Source organism: Rhodococcus sp. PSi06 (assembly GCF_054960675.1).
Genome location: NZ_JBHNYO010000007.1, coordinates 124,032 through 144,846 on the forward strand (window position 1 = coordinate 124,032; position 20,815 = coordinate 144,846).

The 20,815-nt window shown below is 66.0% G+C and carries 7 protein-coding genes; 5 read left to right on the forward strand and 2 right to left on the reverse strand.

Annotated features, from left to right (window positions below; all coding sequences use genetic code 11):
* The first annotated feature begins 59 nt into the window (after positions 1-59).
* Both ACFI9K_RS11330 and ACFI9K_RS11335 read left to right on the forward strand, forming a co-directional pair.
* Positions 60-14,684 (forward strand): non-ribosomal peptide synthetase, encoded by a 14,625-nt coding sequence (locus ACFI9K_RS11330; RefSeq protein WP_462663577.1) that lies wholly within the window; start codon positions 60-62, stop codon positions 14,682-14,684.
* Positions 14,681-15,715: an alpha/beta hydrolase gene (locus ACFI9K_RS11335; protein ID WP_462663578.1), complete on the forward strand. Its 1,035-nt coding sequence runs from the start codon at positions 14,681-14,683 to the stop codon at positions 15,713-15,715. The genes ACFI9K_RS11330 and ACFI9K_RS11335 overlap by 4 nt, the downstream gene beginning before the upstream one ends.
* Before the next feature lie 53 nt (positions 15,716-15,768).
* Here ACFI9K_RS11335 and ACFI9K_RS11340 read toward each other — a convergent pair whose 3' ends face one another.
* On the reverse strand, positions 15,769-16,647 hold the full coding sequence (locus ACFI9K_RS11340; protein WP_462663579.1) for a LysR family transcriptional regulator: 879 nt from the start codon (positions 16,645-16,647) through the stop codon (positions 15,769-15,771).
* 138 nt (positions 16,648-16,785) lie between these two features.
* Between ACFI9K_RS11340 and ACFI9K_RS11345 the strand changes: the two genes are divergently transcribed.
* Positions 16,786-17,961, forward strand: coding sequence for an MFS transporter (locus ACFI9K_RS11345; RefSeq protein WP_462663667.1), 1,176 nt, complete (start codon positions 16,786-16,788; stop codon positions 17,959-17,961).
* A 185-nt stretch (positions 17,962-18,146) separates the two neighbouring features.
* Positions 18,147-18,833 (forward strand): thioesterase domain-containing protein, encoded by a 687-nt coding sequence (locus ACFI9K_RS11350; RefSeq protein ID WP_462663580.1) that lies wholly within the window; start codon positions 18,147-18,149, stop codon positions 18,831-18,833.
* Positions 18,834-18,842: 9 nt separating this feature from the next.
* Here the strand turns inward: ACFI9K_RS11350 and ggh are convergent, their stop codons facing one another.
* Positions 18,843-20,180 carry a glucosylglycerate hydrolase gene (gene ggh, locus ACFI9K_RS11355; protein WP_462663581.1) on the reverse strand — a complete coding sequence of 446 codons (1,338 nt, stop codon included), beginning with the start codon at positions 20,178-20,180 and terminating at the stop codon, positions 18,843-18,845.
* A 107-nt stretch (positions 20,181-20,287) separates the two neighbouring features.
* On the opposite strand from ggh, the gene ACFI9K_RS11360 reads away from it, so the two are divergent.
* The gene (locus ACFI9K_RS11360; RefSeq protein WP_462663582.1) at positions 20,288-20,803 is read left to right on the forward strand and encodes a DinB family protein; all 516 of its coding nucleotides are present in this window, start codon (positions 20,288-20,290) and stop codon (positions 20,801-20,803) included.
* The last annotated feature ends 12 nt before the right edge of the window (positions 20,804-20,815 follow it).

The window sequence follows — 20,815 nt, forward strand, 5'->3', positions numbered from 1 at the left end:
AGTCATTGGAATCTCCTGATTCACTGACGATTCGGGAAGAAGAGCCGGATCGGACGTCTGTGGAAGACACCGAACCCTTTCCTCTCACCGCCGCCCAACGTGGATTGTGGTTCGCTCAACATTTGTTGAGTACCGTTCCGATCACCATTGCCAACTATCTCGATATTCGCGGTGCCGTCGATCTCGACCTGATGCGTTATTCCTGCCGTCGCACCGCGCGCGAGTTCGGTGTCGGTTCTGTGCGTTTGATCGAGGTGGACGGAGAACCCCACCAGTACATCGACGTCGAGAACATCGACGATTCGGCGGTAGTGGACTTTCGCCGAGAATCGAATCCGGAGTCCGCGGCGCGTGAATGGATGCGTGCCGCGTACAGCACCCCTGTCGATCTGACGCACGGTCGCCTCATCATGGGCGCGATGCTGCGCATCGCCGACGACCGCACCTTCTGGTACTCCCACGTCCACCACATCGTGCTCGACGGGTACGGCGCGGTTCAGTTCATGCGACGCGTCGCGTCGATCTACACCGACATCAGCGAGGGACGCGAGCCCACACCGTCTCGGGCCGGTTCGCTCGCCGACGTCTACGCCGCCGAGTCCCTCTATCGGCAGTCCCCTCGCTTCGCCAAGGATCGCGAGTACTGGCGAGGCAAGACGATCGACATGCCGCCGCCGCCATCGATCACCGGCGTCCTCGCCCCTCCCGCGGCGCGGTCCCACGTGCGCGGTGGGTACCTTCCGGAGCCGATCGAACGAGTGCTCGACGATGCCGCGCGACGCCTCGACTCCGCCTTCGCTCCGCTCGCCATCGCCGCCGTCGCGACGTTCCTGGCTCGGATGACCGGAACCACCGACGTGGTGCTGAGCTTGCCCGTGGCCGGCCGCACGACCGCGTTGTTGCGACGCTCCGGAGGCATGGTCTCCAACGTGCTGCCCGTCCGCGTCCGCATCGACCCGGGGTGCACGCTGTCGACACTGGTGGCGGACGTGCAGTTGGAGCTGACCGGCGCGTTGCGGCACCAGCGCTATCGAGCCGAGGACATCCGGCGCGACTGCGGTGCAGGCAGCGACACTCGCGGATTCTTCGGCCCGGCGCTCAACATCATGGCCTACGAGACCGAGGTGACATTCGGACCGCTCACCGGCGAGTTCAACGTGCTCTCCACCGGGCCCGTGGAGGATCTGTCGATCAACATCTATCCGGCATCGAACGGAACCCGGTCCCGCTTGGAGTTCGAGGGCAACCCCAACATCTATGCGGCCGAACAATTCACGGATCTGCACCGCCGTTTCCTTGCCCTGTTCGAGCGATTCCTCACTGCAGATTCCGACGCAGCGATACTCGACCTCGATGTGCTGGACGCAGCCGAGCGATCGGCCCTCGTACCGCTGGCCGGGTCCGATGCTGTTGCACCCATTCTCTTTCCGGACCTACTCCGCCGCGGTGTGGACGCTGCGGCCGACAACGTCGCTGTCGAGTTCGGTGCCGAGAAGCTCACCTATCGCGAACTCGACGAACGCGCCAACACGATCGCCCGTACCCTCATCGCGCGCGGAGCCGGTCCGGGCAGCGTCGTCGCCGTGGCCCTACCTCGCGGGATCGCATCCATCGTCGCACTGTGGGCCGTCGCCGCGTCCGGTTCCACGTTCGTTCCGGTCGACCCCGACTACCCGACCGAACGCATCGCCCACATGCTCGTCGACTCTGCGGCGACCATCGGAATCACCGAACACGTGCTGTCGCAGACGCTTCCGCAACACGTGGCCTGGCTCGACATGGACGCCGTCGAGTGTCGCGAGGAATGCGCCGGCAGGTCGTCTGCGCCCGTCACCGATGCAGATCGGCGCGCACTGCTCACCGAGCAGCACGCTGCCTACATGATCTACACCTCCGGATCCACGGGCACTCCGAAGGGCGTTCTGGTCACCCACGCAGGACTGGCGACGTTCGCCGCGGACGCCAGAGAAGAACTGCGCGTCACCACGTCGTCGCGCCTGCTCCGTTTCTCGTCGTCCAGCTTCGACGCCTCCCTGTTCGAGATGATTCAGGCATTCAGTGCGGCAGCGACCATGGTCGTCGCCCCTCCCAGCGTGATCGGCGGGGACGAGCTCACCCACTTCCTTCGTGAGCGGCGCATCACCCACATCATCTGTGCCCCCGCGTTGCTCACCACCGTCGACGCCTCCGAGCTCGACGACCTGGTCGCCGTCGTCGTCGGTGGAGACGTGATGCCACCGGACCTGGTGCGTCGATTCGGCGCGAAAGCGCTGCTGTTCAACAGCTACGGCCCCACCGAGACCACCATCGTCGTGACGATGACGCAGCCTCAGACGGATCCGCGCGGCATCACGATCGGCCGACCGGTCCAGGGCTCGTACGCAGTCGTCCTCGACGGCCGGCTGCGGCCCGTGCCGCCGGGATCTGCAGGGGAGCTCTACCTCGGCGGCCCCGGCATCGCCCGCGGCTACCACCACAGAACCGGTCTGTCGGCCGCCCGCTTCGTCGCCGACCCGTTCGGACACGGCCGGCGCCTCTATCGCACCGGAGACATCGTTCGGTGGATCGGTCCGCTGAACTCGGCCACGCTCGAGTTCGTCGGCCGCAGCGACTTCCAGGTTCAGATCCACGGCCGACGCGTCGAACTCGGTGAGATCGACGCAGTCCTGTCCCGACACGAGTCGGTGGACTTCGCAGTGTCGGTGGTGCACCGCCGGGGAGACGCCTCGATCCTGGTGTCCTACGTGAAACCGACGGGCGCTCTCGATCACACGGCGTTGCGTGCGTTCGTCTCTCGCTCGCTGCCCGCCCACATGGTGCCCGGGGTGGTGCTCGAGATCGACGCCATCCCCCTGACCCCCACCGGGAAAGTGGATCGATCCGCACTGCCAGAACCCGTCTTCGAGTCCGACGCCACTGCCTACCGCGCCCCGTCGACACCGGTCGAGACCATTCTGGCCGACGCCATGGCCGTTGTGCTGCAGCGCGACTCGATCGGCATCGACGATTCGTTCTTCTCTCTGGGCGGCGACAGCATCGTTGCCATCCAGCTGGTGGCTCGCGCGAAATCGCTGGGTGTGGTGATCACTGCTCGTGACGTCTTCGAGCGCCGGACCGTCGCCGGGTTGGCCGAGGTCGCGACCGACGTCGCGCACCAGGTGACGCTCGACGAGCTACCGGGCGGCGGCGTGGGCGATATGCCGTTGACCCCCATCATGGAGCAGACGGTCGGGTCGCTGACCGGGGCCGCCGGAATGGACGCATTCCACCAGACTCTCGTCCTCACGGCACCGGCAGATCTCGAACTGGACGGGCTGCGGCACACCGTCGCGGCGATACTCGACCATCACGACGCGTTGCGATCGGTACTGACCGACGACGGCCTGACGATTCGGCCGGCCGGCAGTGTGGATCTCGATGCGGTCGTCACCAGGGTGTCGACCAGCAGCAGACCCGGCAGCCGCGAGTTCGCTTCCGTACTGGTCGAATCCGCTCGTATCTTCGCCGGCCGTCTGCGTCCGCGTGATGGCGTCATGCTGCAGGTGGTCTGGGTGGCCCCGGATACCGGCCACCCCGAGATCATCGACACCCACGGCATCGGACGCGTGATCGTCATCGCCCACCACCTGGTGATCGACGGCGTTTCGTGGCGCATTCTGGTTCCCGACCTGGCCGCAGCCTGGCATCAGGTGCAGTCGAAATCCGCCGTGATGCTGCAGCCGGTGTCCACCTCGATGCGCCGATGGGCCCACGGCCTGCGCGACGTCGCCGCTCGATCGGACTCGGAATTAGCCGGGTGGACAACACTTCTCGACGGCCCGCACGAGATGATCGGCTCGCGGCCCCTCGATCCGAGCATCGACGTCGGTGCCACCCGCGACGAAGTCTCGGTCGAGCTCACCGCCGAGATCACCGAGGCTCTGACGGGGCCGCTGACACGCACCTACCGCGGCACCGTCGACGACGTGCTTCTCACGGCACTGGCGCTGGCGATCTGGTCCGAACGGCCGTCGTCGTTTCTCGTGTCGGTCGAAAGCCACGGTCGCGACGAGGATCTGGTACCCGGTGCCGACCTGTCTCGAACGGTCGGCTGGTTCACCTCCACCCACCCGGTCCGCCTGTGCCTCGACGGTATCGATGCAGAGAACATCCTGGAGGGTGCTGCGTCGGCGTCCGGTGCCATCAAGCGCGTCAAGGAACAGATACGCGCGATACCAGGAAATGGCAGCGGCTTCGGTCTGCTGCGATACCTCAATCACGACACCGGTGCCGTCCTCGCCGAGAGCCATGCACCGCAGATCAGCATGAACTACCTCGGACGCATCGACACCGACATTCCCGACGCCATGCGCGGCCGCGGTTGGATCCCGGACGCGTCGATGGACATCGGCTCCGGCAGCGGCGACCGGCTGCCGGTCACGGTCGCTCTCGACATCAATGCGATGGTCACCAACGGTCGATTGCGGGCAACGTTCGCATTCCCTCGCGGCGTATTGGACCGCCACGAGGTCGACAGGTTGGCCGATCGATGGACGTCTGCGCTTGCTCGGCTCGCCGCGCACGCAGCGGCCCCGGATGCGGGTGGGCTCACACCGAGCGATGTATCCCTGGTCGACGTCGATCAGCAGCAGATAGACCGGTGGGAGAGCAAGTACGGCGAGCTGGACGACATCTGGCCACTCGCCCCGCTGCAGCAGGGACTGATGTTCCAATCCGAGCTCACCCGCGGGCACGTCGACGTCTACACCGCCCAGCTGGTATTCGAGCTCGGCGGAGACGTCGACGCTGCCCGCTTGCGGCGGGCCGCCCACCGGTTGCTCACCCGCCACGACAGCCTGCGCACGGCCTTCGTTCGAGACGATCGAGGGACCGCGGTGCAGCTCGTCCTGGCCGATCCCGAATTAGGCTGGCGCACAATCCAAGCCGATTCCGCCGACGTACCCGCCATCGCCCGGGCCGAACGCGTCACCAGGTTCGACCTGGGCGAACCGCCGTTGCTGCGGTTCGTACTGATCGAGACCGAGAACGGTCCGTCACTCGTGGTCACCAACCACCACATCCTGTTCGACGGGTGGTCGATGCCGATCTTCGTCAAGGAACTGTTGGTCCTGTACGCCGCCGACGGTCCCATTCCTGTCCCGGCCAGGACGTATCGGAACTACCTGAAGTGGCTCGACCAGCGTGATCACGCAGCCGCACTGGACAAGTGGGCCGATGCTCTGTCCGGCGTCGAGGAACCGTCGTTGCTCGTGCCCGGCCACGGCGCAGACCACGACATGCCCGCGGAGTTGTCGGTACCCCTCGACGACACGTCGATTTCGGCCCTGAAGGACGCCGCACGAGAGTTGTCGGTCACCGTCAATACCGTCGTCCAGGCTGCCTGGGCACTGGTATTGGTCGCCGAGCTCGGCCGGGACGACGTGGTGTTCGGGGCGACGGTCTCGGGCCGACCGGCCGATCTGACCGGCGTCGAAGACACTCTCGGATTGTTCATCAACACCCTGCCCGTCCGGGTCCGTGTGCACCGACACGACACCGTCGCATCGCTTCTCGCACGTGTGCAGGCCCAGGGTGTGGACCTGCTGGACAGTCACCACGTGGGGCTGCCCGAAGTCCGGTCGCGAGTGGGTGCCGGAGCCGGGTTCGACACTCTGACAGTGTTCGAGTCCTATCCGGTAGACCACTCGGCGCTGAACAGCGATACCGACATCGCGGGCATGCGAGTACGCGACCTGAGCGTCACCGATGCCACCCACTATCCGTTGACGCTGATCACCGTCCTCGAGCCGACGGTGCACATGACGTTGAAATACGCGGAGGCCAGCATCGATTCGGCTCGCGCAACATCGATCACCCAGCGATTCCGCCGTGCCCTGGACGGACTCACCGGCGACCCGCGCCGCCCGGTTGCGCAACTCGACTTGCTCTCCGAGAACGAGCATTCGCGGCGGACGGAGTGGAACCGCACCGACCACCCGGTGGCCGCGCACACCCTCGTCGACCTCCTCGCAGCCGCGGCGAATAAGCATGCCGACGCTACCGCGGCGGTGTTCGAGGGAAAGAGCCTGACCTACGCCAACTTCGGTGCCCGCGTGCGGTGCCTGGCCCGCTATCTGCGCAGCGTCGGAATCGGACCCGACGACGTGGTCGGTGTGGCGATGGCCCGCTCCCTCGATCAACTCGTGGCAGTCCACGCGGTGCTGGCCGCCGGCGGTGCGTACCTCCCCGTCGACCCGTCGATGCCGCGGACTCGCATCGAGCATCTCATCACCACCGCAGCGCCGTCGTTGATACTCGGCACACTGGTCGATGTTCCGGTCGACGCGGTCGATCTCGACACTCTGGATCTGAGCGCATTCGGCACCGGGCCCCTCGGACCCGCACCCGGGCTGCGTCCGGACCACGCGGCCTACGTGCTGTTCACCTCCGGCTCCACCGGTAAGCCCAAGGGCGTCACCGTCTCTCACCGCGCCATCGTCAACCGACTGCTGTGGATGCAGCACGAGTACCCGCTCGCTACCCAGGATGTGGTGCTGCACAAGACTCCGGCCACATTCGATGTCTCGGTATGGGAGCTGTTCTGGCCGCATCTCGTCGGTGCCTCCACGGTCATCGCCGAACCCGACGGTCATCGTGACCCGGTGTACCTGTCCCACCTCATCGGCGAACACAGCGTCACAACAGCACATTTCGTGCCCTCCATGCTGGAGTTGTTCCTCACTTACGGTGGCCCGGACCGCTGCACCTCGCTGCGGCAGGTGTTCTCCAGTGGAGAGGCACTGCCGCGTGCCATCGTCGAACGCTTTCACGGGGCGATCGACGCCGAACTGCACAACCTCTACGGCCCGACCGAGGCTGCAGTCGATGTCACCTACCACCGCACCGGAGCCGGCGAACAAGGCCCCGTCCCGATCGGCACGCCGGTGTGGAACACCACCGTGCACGTTCTCAATTCGCTCCTGCAGCCCGTGCCGGTGGGCGTTGCCGGCGAGCTCTACCTCGGCGGAGTGCAGCTGGCCCGCGGGTACGCCGCACGGCCGGATCTGACGGCGGCCCGCTTCGTCGCGGCCGACTCGGGACGCCGGCTGTACCGCACCGGAGACCTCGTGCGATGGTCCGAGGACGGTGCACTGCAGTACCTGGGCCGCAACGACTTCCAGGTGAAACTTCGCGGTCAACGGCTCGAACTGGGCGAGGTCGAAGCGGCCCTGCTGGCGGTCGACGGTGTGCACTCGGCGGTTGCCGTCGTGCGCTCGGACCGCTTGATCGCGTACGTCGTCGGCCCGGCGGATACCGAGTCCGTGACGGCCCACGCGGCACTCACCCTTCCCGAATACATGGTGCCGTCGGCCATCGTCCTGCTCGACGCGATGCCACTCGGCACGGCCGGAAAGCTCGACCGCGCAGCGCTCCCGGACCCGCTGGCCGCCGCGGAGAAGATCGTGGAGCCGGTAGGAACATCCGAAGCGGCTGTTGCGCAGATCTTCTCCGACGTGCTCGTCTCCGATCCGGTCAGCGTGACGCGATCGTGGTTCGCCCTCGGCGGCGATTCGCTCACCGCCACCCAGGTGATCGCGCGGGTCAATGCGGAACTGGACTCCGACCTCGGCGTCCGAGACCTCTTCGAAGCCCCGACGGTTCGCTTGCTGACTACCCGCCTCGGCCACGGTCGCGGAAGCCACGCCATCGCCATAGGACCCCGACCGGAACGAATCCCGTTGTCGCCGGCCCAGCACCGGATGTGGTTGCTGAACCGATTCGACCCGTCGTCGGGGGCCTACAACATCGCCGCCGCCTTCCGGGTCAGCGGTATCCTCGACGTCGCTGCGCTACGCACCGGTGTGGTCGACGTGGTCGAACGCCACGAGATTCTGCGGACCGTGTACCCCGACGGCCCGAACGGCCCGCAGCAAGTCGTCACGTCGCGGTACCCGGACGTCACCGTCTCCAGGACCACCGAGGCACTACTCGACGGCGCGCTGTATGCCCTGGCAGCCCAGGGATTCGACGTGACGGTCGCGCCACCCTTGCGAGTCGCAGTACTCGAACTCTCGGCCGACGAGCACGTGCTCGTCGTCGTTGCACACCACATCGCCGCCGACGGGTGGTCGATGAACCCGCTGGCGCGCGATGTGATGATCGCGTACGGGTCTCGGGCAGCCGGCCACGCTCCGACGTGGACGCCGTTGCCGGTGCAGTACGCCGACTACGCGCTGTGGACACTCGAACGTCTCGGTGCCGAGAGCGATCCTGATTCGGTTGCAGCGAAACAGATTCGGTACTGGACGGAAGCACTGGACGGTGTTCCCGACCGACTCGCGTTGCCGACCGACCGGCCCCACCCGGCGGTGGCGTCCCATCGAGGGAGCCGACTGTCCGTCGATCTGCACCCCGATACCGCTGCAGCAATGACCGCATTGGCCGAACGCACCGGATCGACGCGATTCATGGTCGCGCACGCGGCACTGGCAGCGACCCTCGCTCGCGTATCGGGCACCCGCGACATCACGATCGGCACTCCGGTGGCAGGCCGCGGGCAGCGGGCAGTGGACGACCTCGTCGGCATGTTCGTCGGAACTCTGGTATTGCGCTCGCAGATCGAACCCTCCGACTCGTTCACCGACATTCTGACGTCGGTGCGCGAGCGAGATCTCGACGCCTATGCCAACGCCGACATTCCCTTCGAGCGACTGGTCGACATCCTGCAGCCGCCCCGCTCGACGGCATACCACCCGTTGTTCCAGGTGATGCTCTCGATCGAGGACGCGTCGCCGCCGTCGGTGGAGCTACCGAACCTGTCCGTACGCCCACTCGATACCGCGCATGTGGCGGCCAAGTTCGACCTGCACGTCACCATGTCTTTCTCGTCGTCGTCCGACGCCACCTCGGTGGAAATCATCTATGCCACCGACATATTCGACGAAGCGACGGTCACCCTTCTAGCAGACCGGTTCCGCACGATCCTCGCCTCGGCGCTCGCAGACCCGATTCGGCCGGTGGGAGACATCGAGATCCTCACCGCCGACGAGTCCGAACGCCTGCACGGGGCACCCGCACTTGCGCATCGCACTCTGCCCGATCTACTGGCGGGTGCCGTCATGAGTGCAGGCGGAAACGCTGTCGCGCTCGAGGTCGGCGGAGTTCGGTGGACCTACTGCGAGCTCGACGACGCTGCAACCGCACTGGCGCGCAACCTTATTCGACGCGGAGTGGGGCCGGAGCAGTATGTGGCGGTCGCGCTACGACGCGGGCTCTCCTCGATCCTCGCGACCTGGGCCGTCGCCAAGACCGGTGCCGCGTTCGTCCCGATCGACCCGACCTATCCGGCCGAGCGCATCGAGTACATGCTCACCGATTCCGCCGTCACGCTCGGCATCACCGACGATCGGCACCTCGAATCGCTGCCGACCGACGCCACCTGGATCTGCATCGACGACGCGGCCGTCGGCGGCGCGGACAGCACACCGGTGGGCGACTTCGACCGGTCTGCGGTGCTGCGATCGGATCATCCCGCGTACATGATCTACACCTCGGGGACCACCGGCCAACCCAAGGGCGTCGTCGTATCGCACCGCGGGTTGGTCAATCTCGTTGCCGACCTCGTCGATCGCTTCGCACTCGATACCACCTCACGCACCTTGCATTTCGCGTCACCGAGCTTCGACGCCTCGGTCCTCGAGCTGCTGTTGGCCGTCGGCGCGGGATCGACCATGGTGATCGCCGACGCCGACGTACTCGGTGGGCTGGAACTCGCCGCCGAGCTGCAACGCGTCACCCACGCCTTCGTGACCCCGGCAGCGTTGGCCACCGTCGACCCGTCCGACGTTTCGGAGACGACCACCATCGTCGTCGGCGGCGAGGCCTGCCCGCCCACGCTCGCCGATGCGTGGTCTGCTCGCCTGCGAATGTTCAACGGGTACGGACCCACCGAAACCACGATCTTCGCCACGATCGACGGACCACTCGAACCAGGCGCTCCGGTCTCGATCGGTGGGCCGGTTCGCGGGGTCGAGTCGGTGGTTCTCGACGATCGTCTACATCCCGTGCCGACCGGGTCCGTCGGCGAGCTCTACCTCACCGGAGATGGAGTGGCCCGCGGCTATCACCGTCGATCCGGGCTGACGGCAACATCTTTCGTCGCAGATCACCACGGCCGCAGGTTGTACCGCACCGGCGACCTGGTGCGCCTGATCACCCGGGTCGTTTCCGCAGGCTCGACTCCAGCCGAAAATCGGTACGAACACATCGGCCGCCGTGACGCGCAGGTGAAGGTACGCGGATTCCGGATCGAGCTGGGTGAGATCGACGCGATACTGGCCCGATACGACGGCGTCGCACAGTCCGTCAGTGCGGTGAACGGATCTCAGGTGATCGGCTACGTCGTACCGGCAGCCGGGCGAGTACTCGACCCCGAACTCGTTCGGCATCATGCACGCCGGTTCCTGCCCACTCACATGGTGCCGCAGTCGATCACGGTGCTGGAGGCGATCCCACGAACGGGGTCCGGCAAGATCGACCGAGCCGCGCTGCCGATTCCGACAGCCCCCACGCAGGTCTGCACCGAGCTCGCCACTGCCACCGAGCGCATCGTCGCCGACGCCTTCGCCCAGGTTCTCGACACACCGGCGCCCCGGCACCGAACCGTCGGTGCGGGGGACGACTTCTTCGCCCTCGGCGGTACGTCGTTGTCGGCCACCAGGTTGATCGCGCACATCAACGATGCGGTCGGAACGGCACTACCGGTGCGCGCGGTGTTCGAGTCGCCGACGGTGCGGTCGTTGGCCGCGGAGGTCGACTCGGCCGAACGCTCCGCGTTGCCGCGGTTGGTCGCCGGTCCGCGACCGTCGGTAATCCCGCTGTCCTACGCGCAGATGCGGATGTGGTTGCTCAATCGGTTCGATCCGACATCGGCGGCATACAACATCGCCTTTGCGGTGCAGTTGAACGGGACTGTCGACGACGCCGCACTGCAACTCGCCGTCGCCGATGTGCTCGCCCGACACGAATCGCTGCGAACCTACTTCCCGGTGGTCGACGGCGTTCCGGCACAGGTGATCGCCCGGAACGTAGAACTCGACCTGCATCCGGTGGACGTCGCCGAGAACGAGGTGCTGGCCCGGGTGGCGGCGGTGATCGGCCGCGGGTTCGACGTCACCGACGCTGTGCCGCTGCGCGGCACGTTGCTGCGGACCGGACCGAAGGCGCACGTGCTGGTCCTCGTGGTGCACCACATCAGCGCGGACGGGCTGTCGATGACGCCACTGGCGCGCGACGTCGCCCTTGCCTACGGGGCGCGGTCACACGGCACCCCACCGCAATGGACTCCACTGCCGGTGCAGTACGCCGACTTCGCCGTGTGGCAGCGACGAGTACTGGGCAACGACGAGGATCCCGCTTCGGTTCTGGCACAGCAGATCAGGTACTGGAAGCAGACTTTGGCCCACCTGCCCGCGGTGCTCGATCTGCCCACCGACCGACCCAGACCGGCAGCGGCGTCCAAACGTGGACGGGCCGTGGAGTTCTCCCTCTCCGAGCAGACTACTGCGGCCGTGCGTTCGCTCGCGCGAACCACCGGAGCCTCGACGTTCATGGTGTTGCATGCGGCGTACGGCGTGCTGCTGGCTCGATTGACCGGCAGCACGGACATTCCCGTCGGCACCCCGGTATCGGGCCGGGGATCCGGTGCGCTGGACGACGTCGTCGGCATGTTCGTCAACACCCTGGTCCTCCGTCTCGACGTAAACCCGAGTCGATCGTTCACCGAACTCGTTGCGCACACCCGCACCGTGGATCTGGCCGCGATGGAGCACTCCGACGTGCCGTTCGAGCGAGTGGTCGAGGCAGTGGCACCGGCTCGCTCCACTGCACACTCCCCGCTGTTTCAGGCCCTGATCGCACTGGAGACCGCACGGCCCGAGGGCATGCAGCTGCCCGGTCTCGAGATCACTCCGTTCCCCTACGAATCGGAGGTCACTCGCTTCGATCTGGCCCTGACCATCACCGAATCCGATGGACTCCGCGGATCGCTGCGGTACGCAACCGATCTGTTCGACGCCTCGACCGCCACCCGGTTCGTCGATGAGTTCACCGCGCTGCTCGACGCGGCGCTGGCGGATCCGTCGGCACCGGTCGGCGATCTTGCCCCGCCCCAGGACACCGTGCTGCACGGCCCGGCGGACGCCCCGGTCCGCTCCCTCGGTCAGTTGATCGACGATGCTGTGGCCGCCCGACCGGATGCAGTTGCGCTGCGCTGGAACGAAATCGACTACACGTACCGCCAGGCGGACGCGTACGCGAATCGATTGGCTCGCGTACTGCTCGGATACGGCGTCGGCCCGGAAACCGTAGTAGCTGTTGCCCTTCCACGCTCGGCGGAGTCGGTCCTGTGCACCTGGGCTGTCACCCGAACCGGCGCGGCCTACCTTCCGATCGATCCGGGATACCCGGCCGAGCGCATCACCCACATGATCACCGATTCCGGTGCCGTACTCGGACTGACCATTTCGGTGGTGGCTCGCAGCATGCCGGCGGATGTGCCCTGGGTGGAACTCGACGACCCCACGTCGATCGCCGAACTCGAGCAGGCAACCGAGACACCGGTCGCAGCAAGCGAACTCACCGGTCCGGTGATGGCGTCGACTGCCGCATACGTGATCTATACCTCCGGGTCCACCGGCCGACCGAAGGGTGTCGTCGTCAGCCACCGAGGTCTCGCGAACCTGGCGGCCTCACGTAAGGAGATGCATCGCGTCGAACCGTCGTCGCGATTCCTGCACAACACGTCTCCGAGTTTCGACATGGCGGTCGGCGAGATGATCTCCGCACTGTCCGCCGGCGCAACGCTGGTGGTCTCACCGCCGACGATTCTCGGTGGAGCGGAGCTGGCCACCTTCATCCGCGACGAGCGGATCACCCACGCATTGATGACACCGTCGGCGCTGTCGACCCTGGATCCTGAAGGACTCGACTGCCTCGAGGTGCTGTGCGTCGGCGGGGAAGCATGCAGCGCAGAACTGGTGGCCCGGTGGAGTCGAGGGCGACTGATGCTCAACGGCTACGGGCCGACCGAAGCCACCGACATCTCCACCCTCGGTGTGGTGCGCACCGCCGAACCGATCACGCTGGGCAGACCATTGCACGGTCTGCGTGCGATGGTGCTCGACGCCCGTCTGCATCCCGTTCCTATCGGAGTGCGAGGAGAGTTGTACGTGGCGGGCCCGGCCCTCGCGCGCGGCTATCACCGCCGGTCCGGTTTGACGGCAACACGATTCGTTGCCGATCCGCTGGAACCGGGAACGCGGATGTACCGTACCGGCGACCTGGTGCGGCGCACCGTCGACGGCCGGTTGCTCTACAGCGGCCGCAGCGATCAGCAGGTCAAGATTCGCGGGTTCCGCATCGAGCCGGGCGAGATCGACGCGGTACTGACCACGCACTCCGACGTCGATGTCGCGGTGACTCTGGCCGTGCCCGGGCCCGCGGGGGAGCAGACCCTGGTCTCCTACATCACCGGCACGGCAGCGCCCGCGTCCGTCCGCGAGCATGCCAGGCGGTCGCTGCCCGCTCATATGGTGCCGTCCGCGGTGACGGTCATCGATCAGATTCCGCGTACCGGAACCGGAAAGCTCGATGTCGCCGCGCTACCGACGCCGATCTTCGGCACCACCGGCTACCGGCCCGCACGGACGGCATCGGAGATCGCCGTGGTCGAGGCCTTCGAGGCAGTGCTGCAGACACAGCGAATCGGGTTGGACGACAACTTCTTCGATCTCGGCGGTAGCTCGCTGTCTGCGATGCGGGTGATCGGCGAGCTGCGAGGGCGCTCCTACGAGATCGGCATGCAATCGCTGCTGATGGATGCATCGGTGAGTGCCGTTGCCGAGCGAATCTCGTCCGACGCGATCGATACCGAAGAACTGGCCGTCCTACTGCCACTACGGGAGGCGGGCGCAGGCGCTCCGGTGTTCTGCATTCACCCGATCCTCGGATTGGCCTGGTGTTACACCGGATTGGGCGGCTACATCGACAATCCGCTGTACGGCCTGCAGACGCCGGCACCGAAGGAACTGCCGAACACTCTGACGCAGTTGGCTTCTCGCTACCTCGAGGAGATCATCCGGGTTGCACCCGAAGGCCCGGTGCATCTGCTCGGGTGGTCGCTGGGCGGCGTCATCGCTCACGAGTTGGCAGTTCAGCTCACCGCGTCCGGCCGAACCGTGGCCTCGCTGTCGCTATTGGACGCGCACCTCGGCAATCAGGGCAACTGGGCGGAGGAGATCGCGGTGGCAGATCTGATGTCAGGGCTCGGCATCGACCTCGCGGTGCCCGACGGTCAGGTCGTCTCCCTCGAGTCCGCAGGCGAACTGCTCGACTCCGTCGACACCGGCGGCATCCTCGACCGCTCCGACATCGAGCGTCTCATCGGAGCAGCGCAGCACAATCACGTGCTGCTGCAACAACATCGGCCGAGCGTTTACCCGGGCGATGTCCTGTACGTCGCGGCAGGCCTGGACGGCCGCGGTGGCGTCGGGCAGTGGTATCCGCATGTTGCGGGCTCGACCACCGTTGTCTCCGCACAGGCCACGCACTGGCAGATGTGCGCGCCCGCCACACTCGCCGCCATCGGTCCTCGGATCGCCCACGAACTTCGCTCCGCCGAAAAGAAAGAACTGACGAATCGATGAAAGCTCCATTCCCGACGGTCGTCGTCCGCCGCCTCGCGGTGCTGACACTGTCCGCCGGATTGCTGTTCGGGCTGCCCGCGGTAGCAACGGCAGATCCGATGACACCCGCCGCCGGGCAGAACCGTGGGCCGGTGGGAACCGTCGTGGGAGTCGACAAGATCGACGACGTTCGGTGGGACGTGCTCGTCCACTCGCCCTCGATGGACGCCGACATCAAGATTCAGGTGATCCGGCCCGCCGACACGTCGGTGCCGCGGCCGACGCTGTACATGCTCAACGGTGCCGGCGCAGGTGTCGACGGTGCCAACTGGTTGGCCAAGACCGACATCGTGGACTTCTTCGCAGACAAGAACGTCAATGTCGCCATGCCCGTCGGTGGGTACCTGAGCTACTACACCGACTGGGAACGCGACGATCCGAAGCTCGGGCGCAACAAGTGGCAGACGTTTCTCACCCACGAGCTACCAGCGGTGCTCGACGAGGCGTTGGGTGCCAACGGCGTCAATTCCATCGGGGGGCTGTCGATGTCGGCGGGATCGGTACTCGATCTCGCAATTCAGGCTCCCGGACTGTACCGGGGCGTGGCGTCGTACAGCGGCTGCGCGCAGACCAGTGATCCGCTCAGCCGAAGCTTCATTCGCGCGTTGGTACAGCTACGTGGCGGCGGAAACACCGACAACATGTGGGGACCCGACGGTGATCCACGGTGGGTAGAGCACGATCCGCTCGTCAACGCCGAGAAGCTTCGTGGACTCGAACTGTTCGTCTCCAATGCCAGCGGGCTGCCCGGGCCCTACGAGATGCCCGGCAATGTACGCCCCGCCGGCTCGCCGCCGCTGGCGGACCAGGCGGTGCTCGGTGGTCTCATCGAGGCCGGATCCAACGCCTGCGCCCACAATCTGGTGAACCGCCTGGGCGAACTCGGCATCCCGGTCACTACGAACTTCTCGGCGACCGGAACACACTCTTGGCAGTACTGGCAGGACGCACTGCGGGCATCGTGGCCGACATTGGAGCGGGCGCTGAGCTGAGCTCTCCGGTCCCTGCGCTGAGCTCTTCGGTCACTACGCTGCGATGGGACCGGTCACCGTCGCACCGTGGTCACCAGATCATTGACGAAGGCCGCGATGACGGCATTGGCGTTGTTCGGGTTGGTCACCACGGACACCGTTCGCGTCGGGGCGTCGATCACGTCGATCATGTGCAGTCTCGGGAACTCCGTAGCCAATGACGTGGGAAGCAGCGTCACACCCAGTCCTGCCTCGGTGAGCCGGCCGATGAGCTCGGCGGAATCGGCCTCGAGGACGTGCCCACGTGTCACCGACGATCGGGTGAAGGCGTGATCGGACTGCAGTCTGGCCTCGCTCCCTGCGGGCCGGTCGATCATCGTCACTCCGGACAGATCGGCCAGCCTCACCGTCGCGCGCGCGGCCCAAGCATGATCGGGCGCAACGAAGAGAGACAGGGGCTCGGTCCACAGGGCGGTTGCTGTCAACCCCGTGTTCGGTCGGCCCGGGGCCAGACCGATGATGCCGAGATCGAGATCCCCATCGGCGATAGCGTCGAGAATGTCCGCACTGGCACGGGGTAGGAGTGTCACCGTCGTGTTCGGATACTGCCGGGAGATCCGCCCGACGACCTCGACGATATCGACGCGGGCGAGGGGCACGATCATCCCCACACGTAAGCGTCTGATGGTGGTGGTGGGGTCCGGTGCCACATCGGCGATCAATCGGGACACCGCACCGAGCACGCTGTAACTGCGTTCGAGGAAGATCTCACCGGCCGGTGTGACGCTGACACTGCGGCTGGTTCTCGCGAACAACTCGACGCCGAGTTCTCTCTCGAGGTCTCGAATCTGGCTGCTCAAGGCCGATTGAGCAACCCGCAGCCGGGTGGCCGCCCGACCGAAGTGCCGCTCTTCTGCCACCGCGACGGCGTAACGGATGTGTCGTAGCTCCACAGACGTGGATCTTATCTCTCCGATAGATCGATCGTGCGGAACGTTCTATTGGACAGCACGATCGAATGGGTGAACTCTTGTTGTGTGAACACAGCAACTACCTCGCGCACCGGGGTGAGCACTCCCGTCGTGGCGCTGATGGCCGTCGCCACCGGACTCTCGGCCGGCGGCAACTATCTGAACCAACCACTTCTCGACCTCATCGCCACCGAATTCGGAGTGTCGGAATCGGCCGCCGCGGTCTCGGTGACCGTCGCACAGATTTCGTATGCGCTGGGTCTGTTGCTGATCGTTCCTCTTGGCGATGTGGTCGACCGCCGCAAGCTCAGCGTCGGCCTCATGGTCCTCGCGGCAGCGGGCCAGGCCCTCACCGGCTTCGCGCCGGGACTGTCGTGGCTACTGCTCGGCACTGCAATCGCCGGATTGTTCTCGGTTGCCGCGCAGGTCATCGTTCCGTTCGCCGCGTCGATGGCGCACCCGGAACAGTCCGGCCGAATCGTCGGGATCGTGATGGGCGGGCTTCTGACCGGAATTCTGCTCGCTCGCAGCATCTCCGGACTGCTGTCCTCGGTGACCGGATGGCAGGGCGTCTACCGTCTGGCTGCCGTGCTGATGCTGATATCCGCCGCCGGACTGTGGCGGGTGCTGCCGCGTCGCACCGCCACCGTGGACGTTACCTACGGGTCGGCGTTGTTCTCCATGGGCCGGCTGGTGCGCACCCACGCGCGGCTGCGCACTCGCGCTCTGCTCGGCGGCCTGGCATTCGCGTCGGTGAGCACCGTGTTCGCCAGCATGACGCTGTTGCTCTCGGGTGACCGTTTCGGATTCAGTGCCGCACAGATCGGTCTGATCGGCCTGACCGGCGTTGCAGGTGCCGTGATGGCCTCGGTCGCGGGCAGACTCGCAGACCGTGGACTGGTCCAGTGGGCCAGCGGTACCTGCGCCGTCCTGTTGCTCGCAGTATGGCCGCTGTTCGCACTCGGCGGGCGGTACTGGGTGGTGTTCGTGATTGCGTTCGTGCTCGTCGACCTGGCATTGCAGGGCGTGCACGTGAGCAATCAGAACGTCGTCTACGCCCTCCAACCCGACGCTCGGGCCCGCATCAATTCCGTGTACATGACGACGTATTTCGTGGGCGCATCGGCCGGATCCGCTGTCGGCACGCTGGCCTGGGAGCACTTCGAGTGGGCGGGCGTCTGTATCGCCGGAGCCGGATTCGCGGTCCTCGCCCTGCTCGTGTGGCTGTGGGACCTGCAGGTCGAGCGGCATCACGGACGAGCCGCAGGGCTCGACGAACCCTGCGTGCCCGCGTAGTCGTAGGCGTCGCTTCCGGGAAATCGTGGTGAACAGTCACTAATGCGTTCTGTTCGCGGACGTGGTTGAGTCGTCGGTAATGAGACGTGGGTAACACTCACGCTGCCGACGGCGACATACCCAGAGTCGGCACGAACCAACCTTATGGAAACACGAACTACATCTCTCGGCTCGGAGGCGCACCCATGACTGTCGTGAACGATCTCTCGCATGTGGCCATCACGGATTTCGACCCGTCCGACTACGTGGTGCCGACCATCGCACCGATCCGCACCTCCGGTGATCTCGCGCCGGTCTTCTGCGTCCACCCTCTGGTGGGCCTGGTCGACTGCTACGCCGGTCTGGCCACGCACGTCGACGACGCCCGGCCCATCTACGGCATCCAGGTGCCGACTTCCGGTGAGCGCGCCGAGTCCCTCGCAGCACTGGCCGCCTCCTACGCCGACGACATCCTTCGCGTCCAGCCCTCCGGTGCGGTGCATCTCCTGGGAATGTCCTTCGGCGGAGTACTCGCCCACGCCATCGCCGTCGAACTGCAGAGCCGCGGCGTCACCGTCGGTGCCCTGACGCTCCTCGACAGCGACCCGGTCCGCGCTCGCGCCGAGGGAGCAGATCTCCTGGCTTCGATGGGCGACGAGATCGATCGCAGCCACGTCGAGGAATTGCTGGCCGTCGCCTCGCACAACGACGAGCTCGTTCAGCGGCACCTGCCCGGCATCTACTTCGGCGACATCCTGGCCGTCTCGTCCATGGGAACCGATTCCGGTTCCGCATGGCATCCCTTCGTATGCGGCACCGTGGCCAAGTACCTCGTGCCCGACGCCACCTCGTTCGACGTCGTCGGCCCGTTGGTGGACAGCTACCTCGGCTGATCCGCGCCCCTAGCCCAGCCAGTCCAGCACTGCCGCGGCCGTCCATGATTGCTGCATGCTGCCGAGCGGCTTGCCGGTGAACGGCTCGTAGTACTCCGCGAAACTTCCGTCGCTGGCCTGCCGCAGTCCCTCGTCCCGCAGCGACAGAGATCGCTCGGACCATCCGCGACGCGCGAACGCCCACGAGAACAGCCACGTCATCACCGGCCACACCGGTCCCCGCCAGTACTCGCGGGCACGAAAATCCTTCGATACCGGCGACGTCGAAGGCGGGACGGCGTACCGCAGATCCGGATGCCCGCAGAATCGGGTGCCCTCGAAGATTCGAAGTAGATTGCGTTCCTGCTCGCGCGGCAAGCCGCCGCACAGCAACGGCGCGAACATCGCGATGGTTTCGGTACCGATCCACTGACCCGTCCGCAGATCGAAGTCGCGGGCTCCACCTGATCGCGCATCCGTCGACGCCACGACCCCGGTACGGAACTTCTCCGCCCACGATCGCAACTCCCGCACATCCGAGCGCGGACGTGAGTGGTCCTCACCGATGGTGGCAAGCACGTCACAGGCCACCGCGAAGATCGCACTGACGAACACGTCCTCGACGGCGAAGCTCATCTTGGTCTTGAGCGCATCGTCGTCGTAGCCGACCTGCTTCATCTCTTCGACCAACCAGATGTAGCGGTCGTACTCGAGATTACTGGGCCGCTGGGACGCGTCGGTGATGACCGCCTTGTCCTCCCTGAAGTACGGATCCATCTCTCCCGGAACCACATTGGCGTAGGCCGAATCCCAACGCGGCGAATTGTCCATGCCGGATTCCCAACCGTGGAACAGTGCGATCCGGCCGTTGTCGTCGACGTCGCGGGCGTGCGCGAGCCAACGATGCCACCGCACCAGATCACTCCAGCGTCGATCGAGAAACTCTTCGGCGACCGCGCGGGTGGTACGCCCGTGCCGTTTGGAGTGATCGAGGATGCGCTGCACTGCGATGGCATGGACGGGGGGTTGCGTGATGCCCGATGTCTGCGGGTTCATCGGAGCGTGTGGGGCAAGGGTGCCGGTGGCCCACCGCGCCGGGCCGGGAAAGTAGCCGTCGACTCCGTTGGCGAACACGATGTGCGGGATCATCCCGTTCTTCCACTGCGCCGAGAGCAGCGTGTCCATCTCCACCACGGCACGCTCGACACTCAGCGGTGCCAGGCCGACGGAGACGAATGCCGCGTCCCAGCTCCACATGTGCGGATACAACCGTGGCGCCGCGCTGGTCATGGTGCCCAGGTCGTTTCCTCGGAGCAGGTAGGCCGCCCGTGCCGCCAACTGCGTGGAAGTGAAACCTCGATCGCCCATGCAGATAGTTTGCGTCCGCCGGCCGATTTCTGCTCGGTTCGATTGGGGACCGAAGCTGTCCGCAATTGTTCGTAGTGTGAGTTTCACCAGCTACCAGGAGGAAAACAATGGCCACCGAGAACACCGACATCGTGAAAATGCTCGACGAACAGCGTGCGAACTTTCTCATCACCGTCCGTGGCATCACCGACGAACAGGCACGTACCCGCACCACCTCGAGCGAGCTGACACTAGGCGGGCTGCTCCACCACGTTGTGAGCAACGAACGGCACTGGATGAAGGTGATCGCCGACCTGGACGAGACGGCCGAATTCGACATGGCCGGGGTGGGCAGCGAGTACGTGATGGCCGACGACGAGAGTGTGGCAGGGCTGCTTGCGGAGTGGGAAGAGGTGGCGCGCGCCACCACCGACGCCCTGGCGACGATGGACCTCGACCTGTCCGTCCCGGTCCCGACAGCGCCTTGGGCACCGACAAGAATCTGGCAGAGCGCGCGGTTCACCGTGTTGCACATTCTGCGCGAAATCTCGCAGCACGCCGGCCACGCGGACATCATTCGCGAAGAACTCGACGGTGCGAACACCACCCAGGCCTGGGCATCCGAGGCGGGGATGAGCTTCTAGCTAACCTGATTG

Coding starts and splice junctions, on each gene's coding strand:
- ACFI9K_RS11335 (WP_462663578.1), top strand. CDS start 14,681: ATGAAAGCTCCATTCCCGACGGTCGTCGTCCGCCGCCTCGCGGTGCTG.
- ACFI9K_RS11345 (WP_462663667.1), top strand. CDS start 16,786: ATGGCCGTCGCCACCGGACTCTCGGCCGGCGGCAACTATCTGAACCAA.
- ACFI9K_RS11350 (WP_462663580.1), top strand. CDS start 18,147: ATGACTGTCGTGAACGATCTCTCGCATGTGGCCATCACGGATTTCGAC.
- ggh (WP_462663581.1), bottom strand. CDS start 20,180: ATGGGCGATCGAGGTTTCACTTCCACGCAGTTGGCGGCACGGGCGGCC.
- ACFI9K_RS11360 (WP_462663582.1), top strand. CDS start 20,288: ATGGCCACCGAGAACACCGACATCGTGAAAATGCTCGACGAACAGCGT.